The sequence below is a fragment of the Deltaproteobacteria bacterium genome (genome assembly GCA_003696105.1).
Classification (GTDB): Bacteria; Myxococcota_A; Polyangia; order Haliangiales; family J016; genus J016.
In genome coordinates, this window is the sequence record RFGE01000307.1 from 1 (window position 1) to 21,768 (window position 21,768).

Genomic DNA, 21,768 nt, shown 5'->3' on the forward strand with positions numbered 1-21,768 from the left:
CCTCCCGGTCGATGCGCAGGCAACCAAACGTCGACGCCGAGCCGCCGTCGGCCGCGCCGCGTCGTGCGCGGTGGAGCACGGCGCGGACGCGCAGCATCAGCTCCCGCACGCTGAACGGCTTGACCACGTAGTCGTCCGCGCCGAGTTCGAAGCCGACGACGCGGTCGATCTCGTCGCCCTTGGCGGTCAGCATGACGATCGGGATGTGCGCCGTGCGGGGGTCCGCTCTCAGGGCGCGGCACACGTCGGTTCCCGGCAGGTCGGGCAACATCAGATCGAGGAGCACCAGGTCGGGCGCCGGATCGCGGCGCGCCGCCGCCAGCGCCGCGCTGCCGGTGGAGGCCGTCGCCACGTCGTACCCCTGGCGCTCGAGGTTGTAGGCGAGCGTCGCGACCAGATCCGGTTCGTCGTCGACCACGAGGATCCGCCGGGGCATGGCCCGGTGCATAGCACGCACCGCGTGACGCCGGCGCGACGGCCGCGCGAACGCCCGGCAACGCCGGAGCGGGCGGCCGCGAAGCGGCGCAAGGCACCTAAACGCGCGACCATCCCGGGATTGCCGCGCTGCGTCGAAAAGGGCTTGACATGTGACCTACCGATTGGTAAGTGCGTGTTGACCGATCGGTAAGTCATGGACGCGCCCGACTCCCACCCCACCGCCGACGTGCGCGAGCGCATCCTGCGCGCGGCGACCCGCCTGTTTGCGGCGCGCGGGTTCGACGGCGCGTCGCTGGCGGACATCGCGGGCGAGGTGGGCGTCACCAAGGCGGCGCTGCTGTACCACTTCCGGTCGAAGGACGACCTGCGCCGCGCGGTACTCGCCGAGCTTCTCGATCGGTGGAACGACGTGCTGCCGCGGCTGCTGATGGCCGCGACCTCGCCGGAGGGCCAGTTCGCCGCGGTCGTGGACGAGACGCTGCGCTTCCTCGCCGACAACCCGGACCGCGCCCGCGTGCTGCTGCGCGAGGTGCTCGACCGGCCCGACGAGATGGGCGAGCTGATCGACCGGCACGTCCGGCCGTGGGTGTCCGTGATCTGCGACTACATTCGCAAGGGCCAGGCGCAGGGCACGGTCCACGCGGACGTGTACCCGGAGGCCTACGTCGCCGTGTGCATGAACGCGGTGCTGGCGACCGTCGCAACGATGGACACGATGCGCGCGCTCGGCCCGGAGCCGGCGGGCGCGCGCGACGCGCTCATCGCCGAGGCGCTGCGCGTCGCGAAGGTGAGCCTGTTTCGACCCGACACCGGCGAGCGCGCCGGGAAGTAGGAGAACGTTCGATGGCCAACTATTTCAAGGACAACGAAGACCTGCAGTTTTACTTCGAGCGCGGCATCGACTGGGAGCCGCTGGCGAAGATCACGGAGCTGGACTGGCGCGCGCCGGACGGCCACCGCAATGCGGCCGAGGCGGTCGAATTCTACGGCGACATCGCCGAGATGGTCGGCGAGTTCGTCGCCGAGGAGGTCGCGCCGCACGCCGCCGCAATCGATCGCGAGGCGGTCCGTCTCGGCGACGACGGTCGTGTGATCGCGCCCAAGGCATTCGACGACATCTTCGCCAAGATCGCCCAGCTCGACCTGCACGGGATGTGTTTGCCTCGCGAACTCGGCGGGATGAACGCGCCGATGCTGCTGTACTACATCAACAGCGAGCTGTTCGCCCGCGCGGACGTGTCGGTGATGGCGCACCACGGCTTCCACGGCGGCATCGCGATGGCGATGCTGATGTTCTCGGTGCAAGAGGGCACGACCGAGTTCGACCGCGACACGTTGCAGATCACCAAGACGCGGTTCGCCGACGCGATCGCCGAGATCGCGCGCGGCGAGGCGTGGGGCTGCATGGACATCACCGAGCCGGACGCCGGCAGCGACATGGCGGCGCTGCGCGCCAAGGGCGAGCAGGACGCGGACGGCAACTGGACCGTCACGGGCCAGAAGATCTTCATCACCTCCGGCCACGGCAAGTACCACTTCGTCATCGCGCGCACCGAGGACGCGGCCGACCCGGCCGACCCGTTCGCGGGCCTCGGCGGCCTGTCGTTCTTCCTCGTCAAGCTCTACGACGACAACCCCGACGGCACCCGCACCTGGTACGGGTCCATCGATCGGGTCGAGGAGAAGCTCGGCCACCACGGCTCGGTGACGGCGGCGCTCACGTTCGATCGAACGCCGGCACAGCTCATCGGCCAGCGCGGCGAGGGGTTCAAGCAGATGTTGCTGCTGATGAACAACGCGCGCATCGGCGTCGGGTTCGAGTCGATCGGGTTGTGCGAGGCGGCGTACCGGCTCGCGCGCGACTACGCGGCCGAACGCCCGTCGATGGGCAAGACGATCGACCGCCACGAGATGATCGCCGACTACCTCGACGAGATGCGCACCGACATCCAGGGGCTGCGCGCACTCGCGATGCACTGCGCGTTTCACGAGGAAATGGCGCAAAAGGAGCAGCTCCGCGAGCGGCTCGAGCCGCCGGCCGACGACGTCGCGCGCCAGCGCCTGCGCCGGACGATCCGCGCGCACAAGCGCCAGGCGCGGCGCATGACGCCGCTTCTGAAGTACCTCGCCGCGGAGAAGGCGGTGGAGATGGCGCGCCGCTGCGTGCAGATCCACGGCGGCAACGGCTACATGAAAGAGTACGGCGCCGAGAAGCTGCTGCGCGACGCGATGGTCATGCCGATCTACGAGGGCACCAGCCAGATCCAGGCGCTGATGGCGATGAAGGACACGCTCGGCGGCATCCTCAAAGATCCGCAGGGCTTCGTCGCGCGCACCGCGCAGACGCGGTGGCGAGCGATGTCGGCGCGGGACGCGCTCGAGCGGCGGGTGGCGCGGTTGCAGCTCGTGTCGCTCGGAGTCCAGCGCCAGCTCATCGCCCGCACGGCCGCCGACAAGCTGCGGTCGCTGCGCGGCCGGCCCGTCGGCCAGTGGCCGAAGGCGCTGGCCGGCAACTGGAATCCGAAGCGCGACTTCTCGTACGCGCTGTTTCACGCCGAACGGCTCACGCGCCTGCTCGCCGACGAGGCGATCGCCGAGGTGTTGCTGGCGCAGGCCAAGGCGCATCCGGACCGCCGCGACGTGCTCGAGCGGTATCTCGACCGCGCCGAGCCGCGCGCGCGCTACCTGGCCGATGAGATCGCCGCGCGCACGGCGGCGCCGGTGCCGTCGGCAGCCGGCGACGCGCGGGAAGCGGCGCAGTGACGGACGCGCGCACGGCGCGAGGAGGCATCCGATGGCGTTGATGAAGCATGTCGTGTGGCAGGGGCCGGTCGTCGCATCGCTCGTGCGGACGGCGGCCCGCGCGGCGCTCGGCCGGGACCGCGGCGCGGCGGCCGGGCCGCCGGCGCTGCCCGGCCCCGAAGTGCGAAAGACGATCCGGCCGCGCCCGGCGTCGCTGGTGCGCGACTACGTGCGCCACGTCGGCGGCGACCCGGCGGCGTACCGCGGCGTGGTGCCGGCGCACATGTGGCCGCAGTGGGGCTTCCCGCTGGCGGCGCGCACGCTCGCCGGCGTGCCGTATCCGCTCGCGCGCGTGCTCAACGGCGGCTGCCGGATGGAGATCCGCGCGCCGTTGCCGGCGGGCGAGCCGCTCGAGGTGTCGGCACGGCTCGAGGACATCGACGACGACGGCCGGCGCGCCGTGCTCCACCAGCGAGTCGTGACCGGCACGCGCGACGTGCCGGAGGCGGTCGTCGGCCACCTGTACGCGATCGTGCCGCTCGGCGGCAAGCCCGGCGACGGCGCCCAGCCGCCGGCGCCGCGACCGAAGAAGGACAAGCCGCGCGTCCCCGAGACGGCACAGGAACTGGCGTACTGGCACATCCCCGCCGACGCCGGGCTCGCGTTCGCGGCGCTCACCGGCGACTTCAACCCGGTGCACTGGCTGCGGCCGTACGCCAAGGCGTTCGGGTTCCGGTCGACCATTTTGCACGGGTTTTCGACCATGGCGCGCGCGATCGAGGGCATCCACCGCGGCCTGTTGGCCGGCGACGTGACCCGGTTGCGCGCGTTCGACTGCAAGTTCACGCGGCCGCTGGTGCTGCCCGCGCGCGTCGGCCTGTACGTCGACGGCGACGCCGCGTACGTCGGCGACGCGCCCGGCGGCGCCGCATACCTGACGGCGACCTTCACGGTCGGCGATCCGATCCCCACCCCCACGAACGGAGCGAAACGATGAGCGACTTCCTTCTCGACCTCGGACGCAACCCGCGCGCGCGCAAGTTGATTCGGTCCCTCGGTCTGCCGATCCCGATGCCGCAGCCGCTGCGGCGGTCGACGCAGCCGTGGGAGGAGCGGCCGCTGCACGACTACGACGTCGCGGTCGGCGGCGACGGTGCGCTGGCGCGCGCGCTTGCGCAGTCGCTGTGCAGCGCCGGCGCCAACCCGTTCGTCGCCGGCGACCTGTCGGCGTACCGTGAGCCCGGCGAGGCGTACGGCCGGCCGGCCCATCCGCTGGCCGTCGACGCCGACGGGCAGACCTTCCACGCGCTGGTGTTCGACGCGACCGGCATCGATGCGCCCGAAGGCCTGCGCGCGCTGTACGACTTCTTCCACCCGCTCGTCCGCAAGCTCGGAACGAGCAGCCGCGCGGTCGTGCTCGGTCGCGACCCGAGCACGGCGAAGTCGGCCCCCGAGGCGGCGGCGCAGGCGGCGGTCGACGGGTTCGTGCGCAGTCTCGCCAAGGAGATCGGCAAGCGCGGGTCGACCGCCAACCTTATCCGCGTCGACAAGAACGCCGAATCGCGGCTCGATCCGGTGTTGCGGTTCGTGTTGTCGCCGCGGTCGGCGTTCATCACCGGGCAGCCGATCCGGGTGACGGCGCGCGCCAAGCAGAAGGCGCCGCTGGACACGGTGCACGCCCTCGACGGCAAGGTCGCGCTCGTGACCGGCGCGGCGCGCGGTATCGGCGAGGCGACCGCGCGGCTGCTGGCGGCCGAGGGCGCCCACGTCGTCTGCCTCGACCGACCGGCCGACGACCAGCTCGCGAGCCAGGTCGCGCGCGACATCGGCGGCTCGGTGCTGCTGGTCGACGTGTCGGCCGACGACGCGCCGGCGCGGATCGCGGACCACTTGCGGCAGCAACACGGCGGCGTCGACATCGTCGTTCACAACGCGGGTGTCACGCGCGACAAGACGATTGCCAACATGGCCCCCGACCTGTGGGACCAGGCGATCGACATCAACCTGCGAGCCGTATTGCGCATCACCGACGCGCTGGTCGACGACGTGCTGCGCGACGACGGCCGCATCGTGTGCCTGTCGTCGGTCGCCGGCATCGCCGGCAACGTCGGCCAGACCAACTACGCCGCGTCCAAGGCGGGCATCATCGGGTTCGTCGACCACCAGGCGTCGGCGCTCGCCAAGCGCGGCATCACCGTCAACGCGATCGCGCCGGGTTTCATCGAGACGCGCCTCACGCGGGCGATCCCGGTGATGATTCGCGAGGTCGGCCGGCGGTTGAGCGCGCTCGGGCAGGGCGGGCTGCCGCAGGACGTCGGCGAGGCGATCACGTTCCTGGCCTTGCCCGGCGCCGCCGGGATCACCGGCGGCGTCCTGCGCGTGTGCGGCGGCGCGTTCATCGGAGCGTAACGATGGCAGCGCGCAAAGCAGTCGTTGTCGGCGGCGTCCGCACACCGTTCGTCAAGGCGTTCGCCGAATTCATGGAGATGGACACGATCGCGCTGGCGGACGCGGCGGTCGCGGCCTTGGTCGACCGGCTCGACGTGCCGCGGCGCGAGATCGACAGCGTCGTGTGGGGCGGCGTGATCCTTCCGGGCATGGCGCCCAACGTCGCGCGCGAGGTCGCGCTCGACCTCAAGCTGCCGCCGCGCGTCGAGGGGATGACGTGCACGCGGGCGTGCGCGTCGGGGTTGCAGGCGATCACGCTGGCGGCCGCGGCGATCGAGCGCGGCGAGGCGGACGTGGTGATCGCGGGCGGCTCCGACTCGACGAGCAACGCGGAGATCAAATTGCCGCAGAAGGTGGTCCACGCGCTCGCTCCGGTCGCGTTCGGCAAGGCGACGCCGGCGGACGTGCTCGGCGTGTTGGCTCAACTCGTGCCGATTCGCGACATCCTGCCCAAGATGCCCAAGATCGCCGAGCGCAGCACCGGCCAGGTCATGGGCGAGGCGGCCGAGGAGATGGCGCGGCGCAACGAGATCTCACGCGAGGCGCAGGACGCGTTCGCGGTGCGCTCGCACCACCGCGCGGCCGCCGCGATCGCGTCGGGCCGGCTGCGCAAGGAGGTCGTGCCGGTGCAGACGCCGTCGGGCAAGTGGGTCCACGCCGACACGATCGTGCGCGCCGACACCAGCGTCGACAAGCTCGCGCGGTTGCGGCCGGTGTTCGCCGCCGACGGCACGCTTACCGCGGGCAACTCGAGCCCGCTCACCGACGGCGCGGCGGCCGTGCTGCTGATGAGCGAGGACAAGGCGCGGGCGCTCGGCTACCGGCCGCTGGCGCGATTCGCCAGTTGGGCGTACGTCGGCGTCGACCCCGCGGACCAGTTGCTGATGGGGCCGGCGATCGCCATGCCGATGGCGCTCGACCGCGCCGGCATGAGCCTGGCGGACGTCGACCTGGTCGACATCCACGAGGCGTTCGCGGCGCAGGTGCTCAGCGTGCTCAAGATGCTCGCGAGCGATGCGTTCGCGCGCGTTCGCCTCGGCCGCGAACGCGCCGTCGGCGAGGTCGACCCGGAGCGGCTCAACGTGCACGGCGGTTCGATCGCGCTGGGCCACCCGTTCGGCGCGACCGGCGCGCGCATGGTCACGACGATGGCCAACGAACTGCACGAGGCCGACAAGCGGACGGCGCTGCTCGGTATCTGCGCCGCGGGCGGGCTCGGCGCGGCGGCGGTGCTCGAGCGCGTGTAGGCGACGACCAGCGGGGGGACGCCATGTACGAGTGGAACGAACAGCAGCGGCAGATCCGCCAGATGGTGCGGCGGTTCATCGAGGCCGAGATCGCGCCGAACCTCGATCGGTGGGAGCACGACGGCGAGCCGCCGTACGACGTGCTGCGCAAGTTCGCCGCCACCTTCGGGCTGCCGGACATGGCGCGGGCGCAGTTCCGCGCGCAGATCGAACGGGAGCGCGCGCAACAGGCCGGGCAGGCGCCGCCCGAGCGCAAGCCGCGCGATCCGGACGAGGCGCGGATGATGGCGGCGATGCGCATGATCCCGATCGTCGAACTGTGCCGGTACAGCCCGGGGATGGTGACCGCGCTCGGCGTGAGCATGGGCCTCACCGCCAACGCGATCCTGTCGCGCGGGACGATCGCGCAGAAGGAGCGGTGGGCGCTGCCGCTGCTCACGCTCGAAAAAATCGGCGCGTGGGCGATCACGGAGCCGGGCTCGGGCTCCGATGCGTTCGGCGCCATGCGTTCGACGGCGCGGCGCGACGGCGACGGCTACGTGCTCAACGGGTCGAAGACGTTCATCACGAACGGCCCGTATGCCGACATCATCGTGTTCATCTGCAAGCTCGACGAGGGGAACGCCCCGAAGGACCGCAAGATCGTGTCGTTCGTCGTCGACGGCGACACGCCGGGGCTTTCGCGGTCCAAACCGCTGCGCAAGATGGGGCTGCACGCGTCGCCGACCGGCGAGCTGTTCCTCGAGGACGTGCGGGTCGGGCGCGACCGATTGCTCGGCGAGAGCGAGGACCGCGCCGCCGGCCGCGCCGGCGCCAAGGAGACGTTCACTGCCGAGCGCACCGGCGTCGCCGCGATGGCGTTGGGGATCATCGAGCGCTGTCTCGACCTGTGCGTGCAGTACGCGAAGGAACGCGTGCAGTTCGGCCGGCCGATCGGTGACTTCCAGCTGATCCAGCTCAAGCTGGCCAAGATGGAGGTCGCGCGCCAGAACGTCGAGAACCTCGTGTTCAAGCAGATCGAGATGGCCGGCGACGGCCGGTCGATGACCCTGGCCGAGGCGTCGGCGTGCAAGCTGTACGCCGCGCAGGCGGCGACCGAGGTGGCGATGGAAGCCGTGCAGCTGTTCGGCGGCAACGGCTACATGGCCGAATACCGCGTCGAGCAGCTCGCGCGCGACGCGAAGGTGCTGCAGATCTACGGCGGCACCGACGAGATTCAGGTCACGCACATCGCGCGGGCGCTGCTCGCCGAGTGAGCGGCGCGGCGCCGGCGCCGTGGGCTCGACGCGGCGCCGCGCGGCCGGCGGGTCAGAACCCGCAGCTCGGCGAACAGACCGACGCGCCGACGCCGAAGTCGCAGCACATCTGACCGGCGGTCGTGCAGTCGGCCGCCGTGTGGCACACCTCGAACTGGCAGCCGGCTCCCGGCGCGCGGCACTCGGCCGTCCCGCCGAACCCCCCGCAGCACGACTGCCCGTCGGCGCAGTCCTCGGGGCCGTCGCACGCGACGGTCCCGCCGGAGCACGCATCCGGCGCGGTGCAGGTGGTGGACACGCCGCCGGGGCCGCCGGTGGACACGCAGCACACGTCCGGGGCGGTGCAGGTCGTCATGCCGCACGCGATCTCGCCGGCCCCGGCGTCCGGCGCCGACCCGCTGCCCGCGTCCGCCGAGCCGCCCCCGCCGCCGGCGTCGCCCGATCCGCGCCCGGCGTCCGGTGCGCCGCCGGCGCCGCCGTCGGGCGCATTCGCGTTGGCGTCGGCGGCGGGACCGGCGGCATCGGCCGCATTTCCGACCTCGCTCGGTTCGTCGCCGCACGCCGCCAAGGCGGTGGCGACCGCGAGCGCGAGCGCGGCGCGGCCCACTGCAGAAGACCGTGAATGGCGGTTTCGACCGCAACGTTCGACCATGGCGTGTCCGTAGTGTCTCGGGCGGCCGCGGACGGCTCACGGCCGTCGCGGATTCCGGCGGCCCCGCCGCCCTACAGCCCGCGCGCCGCCAGCGCGCCGCGCACCGCGTCGGGCCGCGCGCGGATCCACTCCCGCAGCCTGTCGGCGCGGGACCGGAACGTGTCGAGGTCGACCTCCTTGCGCGGGTCCTCGGCGACGTACGGGTCGATCTGCGCCTCGACCTGCTCCGCGACCGCCGCGAGGTCGAGCTGCTCGAACACGTCGACCGCCTCGCGCAGCGTCGCCGCGAACGCCGCGGCGCAGTCGGCCTCTTGCATGCACCTGCGCGCCAGCAGGCCGTCGACCGCGAACGGGTCGAAGTCGCGGCGGGCGAACGTCTGGTCCAGGCCCGTTTGAATGATCGACCACCGATCCGTCGCCGGGTCGTGATAGAGGCGATAGTTGTTCTGGATCTCGTAGGTGTACGAGTCCCAGTGCGCGATGATCGCGTCGGCCGCCCACTGGCGCAGCAGCCGGTCGAAGTCCACGTACGCCTCGATGGCCGGGTAGAACTCGCCCTCGGGCAGCGCCTGCACGTCGGCCACGAGCTTCGCCAACGGCGTGTAGTCGAGCGGGTCCCCGCCGTCGGGCGGGTCGCTGCACTCGTCGTCGTCGAACTTGGCGCTGAAGCAGTAGCCGTCGTCTTCGTCGGGGCTCGGCGGCACGTTGTCCGGCTCGAGGTCGCACCAGTACGTGCCCTCGTACAACATGCCCGCGTGGCTCGCGAACTGGATCGACCGCCGCCGCAAGAACCGGCGATCGATCGACTCGACGTGCAGGTACAGCCCCCACGGCTCGCCGTTGACGAACACGCGCACGTATTGAGCGCGCGGCGCCGGCAAGCCGAGCGCCCGGTACAGCGCGTAGCCGAGCCGCTCGTGCAGGAACGTCGGATCCTGCACCATGTTGTTGAGCGTGAGCCGCTTTTGCCCGTGCAGGCGGCGCGACTCGGGGCAGCCGGGCACCGCCGGGTCGTCCCACGCCAGGTGGATCTTCCAGCCGGGCTTGCCGTCGAGGTGGCGCGCCGATCCGCAGCCGCCCTTGGCGCGCACGCCCGCACCGTCGAACACCTGGTCGTCGACCCGTACGGTGCCCGGGTAGTAGTGGCGCTCGTACGGCACGCAGTCCGGCGGCGTCGCCTCGGCGTCGATGGCGGCCCAGCTCTCCGGCGACAAGTCGATGTAGACGTCCACGATGCGGTCGGGGTCGAACCAATAGGCGCTGCCGTCGTCGGTTCGGAATCGGCGCCACGGGCTCCAGTCGCTCCACGGCTCGCACGCGCCGCTGGTGTCCTTGTAGCGGGCGCGCACCGCATAGTCGCGCGCCGGGCTGAGCGACGTCACGGCGGCGTCGAACGCGCCGTCGGCGAGCGTCACCGAGGTGAGGCGGGCCGGATCGGTCTGGTAGCTGTGCCACACGCGCGCCACCGGCTCGCCGGCCTCCACCGCCCAAATTTCGATCTCGGTGGCGGCGTGGCGGTCGGTCGGGTCCGCGTCGGCGAACGCCGACGTCGCGATCGCCAGCGCGTCCGGCGGCGCGTCGATCGCGCCGAGCCCGGGCGCGAGGATCGCCGGCGCTTCCGGTGCCGCGTTGGTGGCCGCGGGGTCACACGGATCGGTGATCGTGCCCGTGCAGCCGGCCAGCCATGCGGCGGCGGCGGCGGCGACTCCCGGCGCGATCCGCGCGCGACCCGTGTGCACTGCACCGCAAGCATAGCGCACCCGGCCGCCCGTGGGATCGGGGTTTTGGGGGGCGCGCGGGCCACCGGGGCTCCAATTCGGGAGCCCAATTTCCGTGCCAATAGCCGTATCGGCGGTGGTACCCTTCGGACCGCAGACCGGGAGGGGTGCTCATGATGTTGTGTTCGACTCGTTGGATGCGAACGGCCGCCGCGGCGGCGATCGCAGTGTCCGCCGGCTGCGGCGGCGACGACGGCGGGGGGTCGGACATCCCCGCGGCGTGCAACCCGCTCGGCGCCGGCGTCGCGTGCATGATGCCGTGGCCGAGCGCCGCGTACCTGCGCGAAGATCCCACGACCGCGACCGGCCTGCGGGTGGACCTGCCGCCGGACGCGATGCCGGTCAACATCGACGACATCGCGATCGACCCGGCGCCGTGGAACCGGTTTGACGGCTTCGGCGTCGCCGCTCCAATGTTGGCCGCGTTCGACACCGGCGTGTCCGCCGACGGCTTGCCGACGCACCGCGCGCCGGAAGCGTCGCTGGCGCCCGACTCGCCGATCGTGGTCCTGAACATGGACACCGGCGAGCGCGCGCTCGTCTTCGCCGAGCCCGACATGAACGCCGAGCACCCCGAGGAGCGCGCGCTGATCATACGTCCGCTCGAACGGCTCGCGCCCGGTGCGCGCTACGCGGTGGCCATCCGCCAGTCGGTCAAGGCCGCCGACGGATCGCCGCTGCCGATTCCGCCGGCGTTCGCGGCGCTCGTCGCCGGCGAGTCGTTCGACCACCCGCTGATGGCCAAGCTCGCGCCGCGCTACGACGCGATCTTCGCGGCGCTCGAGGCCGACGGCGTCCCGCGCGACGACCTCGTCCTCGCGTGGGACTTCGTCACCGCGTCCGACGACAGCATCACGTTCGACAACCTGACGATGCGCGACGCGGCACTGCCGCTCATCGGCGACCAGGGACAGAACCTGTCGTTCGACGCGACCGAACTGCCCGTGTCGGCGCCGGAACGCGTGTACCGGCTGTTGACCGGCACCTACGAGGTGCCGATGTTCCTCACCGACGGCGAGCGCGATGCGTCGGTCCTCGCGCGCGACGACACGGGCGCGCCGGAGCTGGTGGGCATGGGCGAGGCCAACTTCTCGGCCGTCATCCCGCAGTGCGTCCAGACCGCGGAGTTGCCCGTGCCGGTGATCGTCTTCGGGCACGGGTTGTTCGGCAACGCGCAGGACTACATCGACGACCGCTTCCTGCAACAGGTCGCACAGGACAACTGCGTGGTGATCGTCGGCGGCGACTTCATCGGCCTCACGGACCGCCAGGTCGCGGCGGTGGCCTACGCGATGAACGACCTCAACAAGGGCGCCGGCATTTCGGAGAAGCTGCAACAGTCGATCATCAACTTCATCGCGCTCGCGCGCATCGTGCGCGGGCCCTTCCGCACCTCCGACGAGTTCAAGGTCGACGGCGCCGAAATCATCGACCCGGAGCGGGTCTACTACTACGGCGCGTCGCTCGGCGGCATCATGGGCGGCGTCTACATGTCGTACGAACCGGACATCGAACTCGGCGTGCTCGGCGTCGCTGGCGGGCCGTGGTCCCTGCTGTACGAGCGCTCCCTCGCGTGGCCGCCGCTGCGCGTCGCGATGAAGGGCGCCTACGATCGCAACCCGTTCGACTACCAGCAGAACATCGCGTTGATGGGCTGGGCGTTCGAGAAGATCGACCCGATCGCGACGGCCCACCGCGTCATCGCGGACCCGCTGCCCGGCTCGTCGCCCAAGCAATTGCTCGTCTACGCGACGATCGGCGACACGCTGGTCAACAACGCCGCGAGTTGGACGCTCGCCCGGTCGCTGAAGCTGCCCGTGTGCGGGCCGTCGCTGATGGTGCCGTACGGCCTCGTCGAGGAGCAGGCCCCGGCGGAAAACGGCCTGACGATCTACGACGAGGGCGTCGAGCCGCTGCCGCCCGACACCAACGTCGCGCCCGACGAGGACAACGGCACGCACTCGGACGTCAACGAGCGCGCCGCCGTGCAGCGCCAGGTGACGCACTTCTTCGACTTCCGCGAGGTCGTCAACGAGTGCAAGCTCGACGGCGCCCCGGCCCCGTGCGTCTGCGCCACCGGCGCGTGCGACTAGGTGGCTGTTGCACATAGCCGCCGGATGCGGTCGCGATCGGCGGGCAATCTTCGGCGGAGGCCCGCGCGCCTTCGGCACCGTACGGGGCACTCGCCGTCGGGCGCCGTAGGCGCGCGGCCCACCTCGCCGCCCGCGTCGCAACCGCGCCGGCGCGCGTCCGCGCGACAGCCTCCCGGGGCGCATCCGCCAGGCGTGCGTCGAGTGGACGGTGCGATCCGCACCGTGGACTCCGTGCCACCGGCTTTCGATGTGAGCGCGACGCGGTGCGCACCGCGCAGATCGCCCGGCGCCGCGAAATTGTGCGCCGGCGGACGCAACCGGGCCGCGGCCGGGCCGATACAGGGGGACGACGACGGTAACCATCTGGACAAGCGAGGATACGTTCCATGACCGCGATCACCCGCGACCAGTTCGTTCGCACCTTTCGCCACGGCATCGATCTCGGCCCAGGCTCCGACCTGCGGGCGGCGCTGCAAGCGGAGGGGATCGACGTCGACCAGGTCGACCGCCTCGACGGCAAGGCCGACGGCATCCTGGCCGGCGACGACGTCGACGAACTGTATGACGTGATCGCCCGGCGCAATCGCCGCCCGGGCATTCAGCGGCACGGCGCAGAATATGCGCTGTACAAGGCGGCCAAGCGGTCGAGATTCGCATCGGCCGAGGATGCCCGGCGCGCGCGCGATGCCATGTTGCGAGCGCAGGTGGGCGGCCCGCGGTCGGCAGCCAGCGGCGCGTCCTGGCGCGATCGCGGCGGAGCGGCCGCCCGCCCTGACAGTGCCGTGCGCGAGTTCGAGCGCGAGGTCACCGGCAGCCCCGCGTATCGCGGGCGCGGTCTCCTCGGTAGTGAGCTCGTGCCGCTAAACGACCAAGACAGGCCATGTGTGACGGGCGAGCGTTGCGGGCCGGAACTCACAGTGTACCCGCCGACGCTGCCGGAGATGGAGTGGCCGTGGGAGCTCGTCGATGGCCGCGAACTCCGCGGGGCGGTCGACGCGATGGTCGAGGTCGTGCGCACGTTCGGGGCCGATGTGGAGGCGCTTCGCGGGCCGGCGATCGCGACCGCCGCGCAGCGCCTCATGCGCAAGTCCGACGAGACACACGAATTGATCAACCGCTATCGGCAGGCGCGCGAGCAGACGCGCGCCCTCATCGAGCACCGTTTGCCCAAGGTGATGAAAGATCTGGCGGCCGCGCGCGACGACGCGCTCGCGGCAGAACTCGACGCGTTGGCAACCGAACTCGGGATCAAAAAGAGCGACCTGGAGGCGGTCCAAGCCGAAATCGAAAAGCGCATCAAGGAGCGGGGCGAAACGCTGAAACACCTGTTCGGCGTCGCGAAGCACCTGATCGAGTTGGCGGTCACCCGAAAGGCTGAAAAACTCACCGGTCTGATCGACGTGGCGGCCGACGTGCTCATCAAGCGCATGGCGCGGTGGCCCGACCGCGACAACCTCGACGAGGTCAGCCGGCAACTCGACCGGGTCACCGACGAGTTGAACTCCGTGGCGTCGGAACGGGCGCGCGTGCGCTTGCATGCCGCGCGCACCCGGTTGTCGGCGGCAATCGACGCGGTCAATGAGACGCGGGCGCAGCTGGACGCGACCACCACGGCGGCGATCGACGCGCTCGAAGGGCTGGCGTCGTTGGAGCGCAAGTACGGCACCGGCTCGGCGTTCGCCACGATGAGTCGCTACGCGCATCGGGCGCGCGAGATGGCCGCATCGGTGGGCCACGCGATCGACGAGGAGCGCGGGCGAGTCGACCGCTTCGAGGCCGATGCGGAAGCCCGCATCGCAGCGCTCCGCGCGGAGATCACCGAGTGCGTGCAGGTCATCATCCCCCCCGACCTCGGGGACCGCGTAGCCGCACCTTCGAACGCATGCCCGGAGGGCATGGATCGTACGTCCTGGTTGCGCGAACTGCGCACTCGGCGCGATTGGATGCGCGATGAGACGATGGACCGCCGCGCCGACCTGAATGCCCTCGAGCAGAGCGTGGTCGCCGGCGCCGCATACCTGCGCGTCGTCGATCAGGTGATGGTCGACGCCGACCGCGCGCTCGACGGCCAGTAGGGGCCCAGCGCGTCCGCCGGCCGGTCCGCACGGTCTCGCCGGCGCGGCGCAGCGTCCGCGAGGTCGCCGATTCCGGCGACGCCCGCTGCGCATCGGGTCACAGGCCGATCCACTTCATGAGCATGTTCTGGAGGCCCTTGAGGCTCTCGACGCCGATGTCGGCGAGTCCTGCCCACATCGTGCCGCGGCGCTCGAGGTCGAACGACTCCATGACCTCGGCGCGCATGCGCAGGAACTCGGCCTCGGTGATCAGCTTGGCGCGCCACATTTCGAGCAGCAAGTCCTGGCGCGCGTACATGCTGTCGATGTTGGCTTGCTGTAGCTTGCGCAGTCGCGCCTGCACCTTGTTCACCGCCTGGTACGTGTCGTACGCGGCGACGCCGACGCCGACGACCGACGCCCCCCTCGTCCCGAAGCGCTTTTTGGCGAGGTCGGTGACGACCAACTCCCCGGTGGCGCGCGCGAACCCCTTTTCTTTCAGGGCGACGCCGTAGCCGGCGACCTTGGCGACCGAGCCGAGATCGTCGAGGGTTTGGCCCACCCTGCGCAGCGCGCGCAGCGAGCGGCTGTCGAGTGTTCGCTGCACGGCGGCGGGAACCGGTTGGTTCCACACCCGCGCGCTGCGCGCGAGGCGCTCGGCCCGGTCGACCACGCGCCGCGCCTGCTTGATCCGCTTGCCGGCGACCCTCTCCACGGCGAACTTGGTTGCTTTGAACGTCTTGAGTCCGGCCTTCAGGCCGGCCGGGGCCGGCGAGCGGCGCCGCATGTCGGCCGGCGCCTCGCCCATCCAGTCGGCGTAGCGCAGCGGATTGGAGCGCGCGTAGACGTATGGGGTGACGTCGGTGGGGTAGTCGCGGGCGGCGACCGGCTCGCGCGACAAGAACCGCTTGGACCGACTGTCGTAGACGCGCCGGCCCATGCGGTACAGCCCGGTGTCGCCTTCGCGCAGCGCGCTGTAGCGCCCCGCGTAGGTAAACGGGTTGTCGAGCCCGCCGTCTTCGCCGAGCAGCTCGCCGAACGCACTGTAGGCATAGCGCTGCACGACGGAGCCGGCGGCGTCGGTCACGAAGAGGACGTTGCCGACCTCGTCGAAGTGGTAGAAGCGAACGTCGTCGGTCGCGGCGTCCACGCTGTAGAGCAGCGCGCCGTCGTCGGCGCGCACGTAGTAGCGCCAGTCGGCGCCGTCGCGGCGGATAACGGCGATCGACGGCTCGAGCGTGCCGTAGTTCCACACGTACTCCTCGCGCGCGCCGCCAGCGTCCGTGCGCGCGACGACGCGCATGAGCCCGTCGTACTCGAAGGACACGGTATCGGTCCCGTCCGAGTACGACGCGAGCAGGTCGGGGCCGACCCACGTATACGACAGCACGCCGTCGTCGGTGACCCGCCCGAGGGCGTCGTAGGTCATCTCGGCGACCTGCGAGGCGCCGCCGATCGTGAGCGACACGCCGGCGGGCGGCGCGACGGGCGCGGCCGGCACGTCCCGCTGGGCCGCGACGACGTCGCCGAGCGCGTCGCGGGTGAGCGCAATCGCGCCGACGACGTCGGCGCCGCGCGTCGTGTCCACCGACACCACGTGGCGCCGCGCGTCGTAGCCGATCGCGGTGTCCACGCCGTTGGGTCGCCGGATCGCGATGCGCTGGCCCGCGGCGTCGTAGTCCATCTCCGTGCGGTTGCCGAGCCAGTCGTCGATGGCGACGAGGTTGCCCGCGGCGTCGTAGGTGTAGGTGACGGTCTTGCCGGCGGCGACTTCCATCGTGGCGATGCGGCCCTCCGGGTCGCGCGTCATGATCACGCCGTTGCACGCGACGATGTCGCCGTTTTCGTCGCGCGACAGGGTGACGCCGTTGCCGCCGACGAGCAGGTCTCGGCCGTCGTAGACGTAGGCCAGCGAGGTGCCGTCGCTGTAGTCCTGCGCGACGATGTTGCCGGCCGCGTCGTAGGAGATCGCGACGGTGCCGAGCCCGCCGGGCAGCGTGTAGCGCGACGGCCACGCCATGTCGTCGTACTCGATCGCCGTCGCGTTGCCGAGCGGATCGGTGCGCGACACGAGCAGGCCGGTCGCGTCGTAGGAGAAGGTCCACCGCTCGCCGGCGGGATCGGTGATCGCGGTGAGGTTGCCGGCGAGGTCGTATTCGTAACTGGCGGTCACGCCGCCGGGCGCGGTGATCGAGGCGATGCGGTCGGTGTTGTCGTACGCGATGGTCGTCGCGCCTCCGCGCGGGTCGACGCTCCGGGTGAGGCGACCGATGTCGTCGTAGGTCCGCATCGTCACGCCGCCGAGCTCGTCGGTGATGCTGGCGAGCAGACCGCGCGCGTCGTACGCATACACGGTCGCGTTGCCGAGCGGATCGCCGACGGACTCGAGCTGGCCGTCGGGCGTGTAGGCGAACGTCCACCGGTTGCCGTTGGCGTCGACGACCGCGGTGATCCGGCCGGCGGCGTCGTACTCGGTCGCCGACGTGGCGCCGGCGCGATCGGTCTGCGCCACGGCGCGACCAGCGCTGTCGTAGGTGACCGACTCGGTATGGCCGCGCGCGTCGGTGTGCGACGCGAGCCGCCCGGCGGCGTCCCACGTCATCGTCGACGTGTTGCCCTCGGGATCGGTGATCGACACGAGGTCGCCGGCGGCGTCGTATCCGTACGCGGTCACGCCGCCGCGCGAGTCGGTGAACGACACGACCCGGTCGCGGGCGTCGTAGGTGCGCGACTCGGTTGCGCCGTTGGGGTACGTCGTCGTCGTGGGGCGGTCGAGGGCGTCGTAGCCGTAGGAGACGGTGCGGCCGTCGGGGTCGGCGATCGCGGTGAGATTGCCGGAGGCGTCGTAGGTGAACGTCCACGTCCCGCCCAGCGGCGTGGTCGTGCTCGTGCGCAGGCCGCGGTCGTCGTACGTCCAGGTGGTCGTGCCGCCGCCGCGATCGACGCGCGCGACCACGTTGCCGGCCGCGTCGTACTCGTAGGTCTCGGTCGTGCCGTCGGGCCACGCGATCGCGGTCACCGCCGTCTCGAGGGCGCGTCCGATCGGCAACAGCCCGGTGGCGGCCGTGGCCGTCGCGCCGACCGGCGAGGTCCACGCCACGATCGCCGGCGAACCGGGCGCGCGCGACACGACGTGCCCGCGGCCGGTCGGATAGGTCACGCCGGCGCGGCGGCCGTCGGCGTCGTAGTCGAGATCCCAGATCGAGCCGTCTTCCCACTCGATGCGCAGCAGCCGGCCGCGTTCGTCGTAGATGTGGCGCGACGTGCGCCCGGCCGGGTCGGTCATCGTCCGCTGCGTCGCGCTGTCGTAGCTGATCGTGCCGCTGCCGTCCGGTCCGATCGCCTGGGACGCCACTCGACCGCTGCCGTCGAAGGTCTGCGCGACGACCACGTCGCCGTCGGGCGCCGTGACCGACGTGAGCAGGCCGCCGGCCGCGTAGGCGTACGTCGTGGTCGCGCCGGCGGCGTCGGTGACGGTCACGAGGTCGGCGCCGCTGTGGCCGAACGCCACGGTGCGCACGCCGTCGGACACGGCTGCGAGCAGCCCGGCGCCGTCGTAGGTGAGCGCGAGCTGGTCGCCGTACGGCCCGGTCACGAGCGCGAGGTCGGCGCCATTGTAGGACAGGTCGGTTCGGTTGCCGTTGCGGTCCACGATCGCGATGAGGGCGCCGGCCGAAAACGCATACAAGCGTCCGTCGCGCGGATCGTAGAGCTCGTAGTCGGCGCCGATGCCGTCCGCGAGCGCGAACGGGATGTCGGTAGTCTCGTCGAGCTGCCACACGCCGCCGGCGCGCGCGAACGCGATCGCGCGACCGCGCGGGTCGATCACGGTGACGGCGCCGGCGCTCTCGGTGAGCGTCCACTCGTAGCGGTGACGCCAGTTGCGCCCGAGCCGGCCGCTGCGCCCGAGCGCGTCGAGCCCCGACGCGTAGTAGCGCGCGAACGCCGGTGCTCCGGGGCCGTGAAGGACGAGGTCCGGCGCCTCGTCGCGGAACAGCTCGCCGGTGAATGTCGACACCGGGTCGCCGCGCCGGCCGCCGGTCTCGCCGACCTGCCCCTGCGTCGTGAGGCCGATCGGGCGGCAGTCGGGATCGGACGCGTCGTCGAGGCCGTCGCAGTCGCCGTCGGCGTCGTCGGCGCAATCCGCTTCGGGCGGCTGGTCCGCGACGTCCGGCTCGCACGTTCCCCAGAACCCGCTGGCCTGGCAGGTTTGCGTCCCGGGCGCGCACACGCCCGGTTCGCCGGTGTCGCACGCGCGCGTCTCGCCGGCCGTGCACGGTGCGTCGCAGCCGGCGTGGTCGTCGACCGTGTTGCCCGACAGCGCGGCGGTCATCGACACGAGCCCGGCCGGGTGCGCGCAGTAGATGCCGCCGCCGTCGCCGACCGCCTCGGCCATGTTGCCGGTGATGCTGCCGCCCTCGACGTGCACGCTCAGGCCCGGCGACACCGAGATGTACAGTCCGCCGCCCCGGGTCGCCGAGTTGCCGGCCATCGTGACGTCGACCAGCGCGATGCCGCGCGGCAGCGATGTCACGTTGCCCGCGTAGATCGCGCCGCCGCCGCCGCCGCCGGCGCCGCCCACGGAGTTGCCGGTGAAGGTGGACCGCACGATCGTGGCCGCTCCCGGCAGGTGCAGCGCGCCGCCGTTGTCGAAGCCGCCGGTGGCCACACTGTTGCCGATGAACTCGGTGTCGAAGATCTCGATGGTGGCGCCCGCGGCGACGGCCCCGCCGAATGCGAACGACGTCGGGAACACGACGCGGTTGTTCTCGAACCGGCTGCGCGTGATGACCAGTCGCGACGACGCGCTGTCGCTCATCGCGCCGCCGCCTCGGTCGGCCGTGTTGTCGCGAAACACGCAGTCGTCGATGAAGACGGCGCCGCCCACGACGTGCAGCGCGCCGCCGGTGCGACCGCTGTGGTTGCCCTCGAACACCACGCGCTGAAACGTCGTGGCGCCGGGACCTTCGATGCGCGCGCCGCCGCCGGCGTCGAGGGGCGCGCTGCCGCCGCGAATCGTGACGCCTCGGATCACGGCGTTGGCGACGGTCCGGAATACGAACCCGTTGCCCTCGGCGTCGATCGTGACGGCGCTCGGGTCCTCGGGGTTCTCGGCGGTGAGCACGCGGTGGCGCAGGGTGAGGTTGCTCTCGCGGTAGACCCCGGGCTTGACGACGATGGTCGCGCCGGTCGGCGTGTCCAGCAGCGCCTCTCCGATGGTCGTGTAGTCGCACGACCCGTCGGTGCAGACGGTCTCGGCGCGCGCGGTCCTGCTGCCGGCGGCGAGCACGAGCGCGGCCAGCGCCGCCCAGCCGGCGCCGCGGCGCCGCAGCCGGATCGCGATCAGCGCGGCGATCGCCAGCGCCGCCCACCACGGCGCGGTCCCGCCGCGGCTGCCGGTGGCGCGACAGCCGCAGCCGCCGCCTCCTCCGCCATCGCCGCCGCCGCCGCCGGTGTCGCAGGCGCCGCCGGCGCACACGCCGCCCTCGCACGGGGTGCCGTCGGGCGCGGGCGCGTACTCGCACTCGCCGCTGTCCGGGTTGCACGTACCGGGTGCCTGACACGGCCCCGGGTCCGCGCACGCGACCGGCTCGCCGCCCGTGCAGCCGTCGGGACCGCACGTCTCACCGGCGGTGCACGCGTCGCCGTCGTCGCACGCGGCGCCGTCGGGCAGCGGCGTGAACGCGTCGGCGCTCGCGCTCGGATCGCAGATTTCGCACGCGTTGGTGGGGTTGGCGTCGCCCGCCGTGTAGCACGTGTCGTCGATGTAGCAGTCGGCCACGCACGCGGTCTGGCCGACGAAGTTGCCGGCGTCGTCGTACCGGTAGGCGATGCGGATGTTCCCGTTGACCTCGAGCACGAGCCGGCCGGCGTCGTCGTAGGCGTAGGTCGCCGGTGCCGCGGCGGCCGCGCCGGTGGCGGCCGTGACGGTGGCGATCGAGGCCGCGAGTGCGGCGGCGAAAGCGCGGTGTTGCATGGTTCCTCCTGCGTCTCGACCCGCGCATGCCACCGCTCGCCCCGAAGCGCGTCGCCGTCGCTCGCCGGACCGTTCCCCCGAAGTCAGTCGATGGTACCCCACCGATCCGCGGCCCGGAAGCGACGTTCCACGCCGCACGGACACCGCGAGGTGGGAACGCGGACACACGCCTCGCCCCGTGTGCCGTCGCCGCCGGTCGATGCGAGTATTGACACGCGCCGCGGCCAGCTTACATGATGGTCACATGCGATGCGTACGAGGGGGGCGGCTCGCGCTCGCCCTGACTGTGGGGCTTTCCTGGGTGACGGCGTGCGGCGGCGGCGGCGACGACGATGACGATACAACGACGGCGGACGCGGCGGCCGGCAGCGACGCGGGCTCGGCGACGCCGGACGCGGGCTCGGCGACGCCGGACGCGGGCTCGACGACGCCGGACGCGGGCTCGACGACGCCGGACGCGGGCGGGACGACGCCGGACGCGGGCGGGACGACGCCCGATGCGGGCGGGACGACGCCGGACGCGGGCGGTGTCGACGGCTGCGTGCCGTTGACCGACTGTCCCGCCGGGCTCGACTGCGGCGACTATCCCGACGGGTGCGGCGGCACGATCTCGTGCGGGACGTGCACCGAGCCAGAGACGTGCGGCGGCGGCGGCGAGCCGAACGTCTGCGGCTGCACGCCGGCGGTGGCGTGTGAAGACTTCGGCTTCAACTGCGGCATGATCGACAACGGTTGCGGCGAACTGATTAAGTGCGGGACGTGCACGGCGCCGGAGACGTGCGGCGGCGGCGGCACGCCGAACGTGTGCGGAGTCGGTACGTGCACGCCGATGGCGTGTGAAGACTTCTTCGGGCCTGACACGTGCGGTTCGCCGCCCGACGGGTGCGGCGGGACGCTGACGTGCGGGACGTGCACGGCGCCGGAGACGTGCGGCGGCGGCGGCGTTCCCTTCCGGTGCGGGTCGTGCACGCCGTTGACCTGCGAGGATTACAACGCCACCTGCGGCACCGTTCCCGACGGATGCGGCGGGACGCGGACGTGCGGGACGTGCACGGCGCCGGAGACGTGCGGCGGCGGCGGCAC

Annotated in this window: 12 protein-coding genes and 1 pseudogene; 9 read left to right on the top strand and 4 right to left on the bottom strand. The window is 72.0% G+C overall.

The genetic code is table 11. The annotated features are described in order from the left end of the window. Window positions 1-436 (bottom strand): response regulator (locus D6689_19375; GenBank protein RMH38499.1); only part of this gene is annotated, 436 nt, incomplete at its 3' end. Window positions 437-631: 195 nt separating this feature from the next. On the opposite strand from D6689_19375, the gene D6689_19380 reads away from it, so the two are divergent. From D6689_19380 to D6689_19405, 6 genes are read left to right on the top strand one after another with little or no spacing between them, the layout of a single operon-like run. Further along, window positions 632-1,270: a TetR/AcrR family transcriptional regulator gene (locus D6689_19380; protein RMH38500.1), complete on the top strand. Its 639-nt coding sequence runs from the start codon at window positions 632-634 to the stop codon at window positions 1,268-1,270. Window positions 1,271-1,281: 11 nt separating this feature from the next. Continuing rightward, entirely contained in the window at window positions 1,282-3,201 is a 1,920-nt protein-coding gene (locus D6689_19385) for a hypothetical protein (protein RMH38501.1), read from the top strand. A 31-nt stretch (window positions 3,202-3,232) separates the two neighbouring features. Then, the gene (locus D6689_19390; protein RMH38502.1) at window positions 3,233-4,177 is read left to right on the top strand and encodes a hypothetical protein; all 945 of its coding nucleotides are present in this window, start codon (window positions 3,233-3,235) and stop codon (window positions 4,175-4,177) included. Next, complete coding sequence (locus D6689_19395; GenBank protein ID RMH38503.1) at window positions 4,174-5,589, top strand: 3-oxoacyl-ACP reductase; 1,416 nt, start codon at window positions 4,174-4,176, stop codon at window positions 5,587-5,589. Before D6689_19390 ends, D6689_19395 begins: the two co-directional genes overlap by 4 nt. 2 nt (window positions 5,590-5,591) lie before the next feature. Beyond that, window positions 5,592-6,875: an acetyl-CoA C-acyltransferase gene (locus D6689_19400; protein RMH38504.1), complete on the top strand. Its 1,284-nt coding sequence runs from the start codon at window positions 5,592-5,594 to the stop codon at window positions 6,873-6,875. A gap of 23 nt (window positions 6,876-6,898) precedes the next feature. Then, window positions 6,899-8,131: an acyl-CoA dehydrogenase gene (locus tag D6689_19405; protein ID RMH38505.1), complete on the top strand. Its 1,233-nt coding sequence runs from the start codon at window positions 6,899-6,901 to the stop codon at window positions 8,129-8,131. Between the two features lie 52 nt (window positions 8,132-8,183). On the opposite strand, the gene D6689_19410 is transcribed toward D6689_19405, so the two are convergent. Continuing rightward, window positions 8,184-8,738: a hypothetical protein gene (locus tag D6689_19410; GenBank protein RMH38506.1), complete on the bottom strand. Its 555-nt coding sequence runs from the start codon at window positions 8,736-8,738 to the stop codon at window positions 8,184-8,186. A 116-nt stretch (window positions 8,739-8,854) separates the two neighbouring features. Then, on the bottom strand, window positions 8,855-10,522 hold the full coding sequence (locus tag D6689_19415) for a hypothetical protein (GenBank protein ID RMH38507.1): 1,668 nt from the start codon (window positions 10,520-10,522) through the stop codon (window positions 8,855-8,857). Between the two features lie 152 nt (window positions 10,523-10,674). Between D6689_19415 and D6689_19420 the strand changes: the two genes are divergently transcribed. After that, window positions 10,675-12,654 (top strand): hypothetical protein, encoded by a 1,980-nt coding sequence (locus tag D6689_19420; protein ID RMH38508.1) that lies wholly within the window; start codon window positions 10,675-10,677, stop codon window positions 12,652-12,654. 386 nt (window positions 12,655-13,040) lie between these two features. Next, window positions 13,041-14,729, top strand: a complete 1,689-nt coding sequence (locus D6689_19425) for a hypothetical protein (protein ID RMH38509.1) — start codon at window positions 13,041-13,043, stop codon at window positions 14,727-14,729. 97 nt (window positions 14,730-14,826) lie between these two features. On the opposite strand, the gene D6689_19430 is transcribed toward D6689_19425, so the two are convergent. Beyond that, entirely contained in the window at window positions 14,827-20,685 is a 5,859-nt protein-coding gene (locus tag D6689_19430) for a hypothetical protein (GenBank protein ID RMH38510.1), read from the bottom strand. A 370-nt stretch (window positions 20,686-21,055) separates the two neighbouring features. Here D6689_19430 and D6689_19435 point away from each other — a divergent pair. Continuing rightward, a pseudogene (locus tag D6689_19435) lies at window positions 21,056-21,211 on the top strand (ferritin-like domain-containing protein). Window positions 21,212-21,768: the final 557 nt, after the last annotated feature.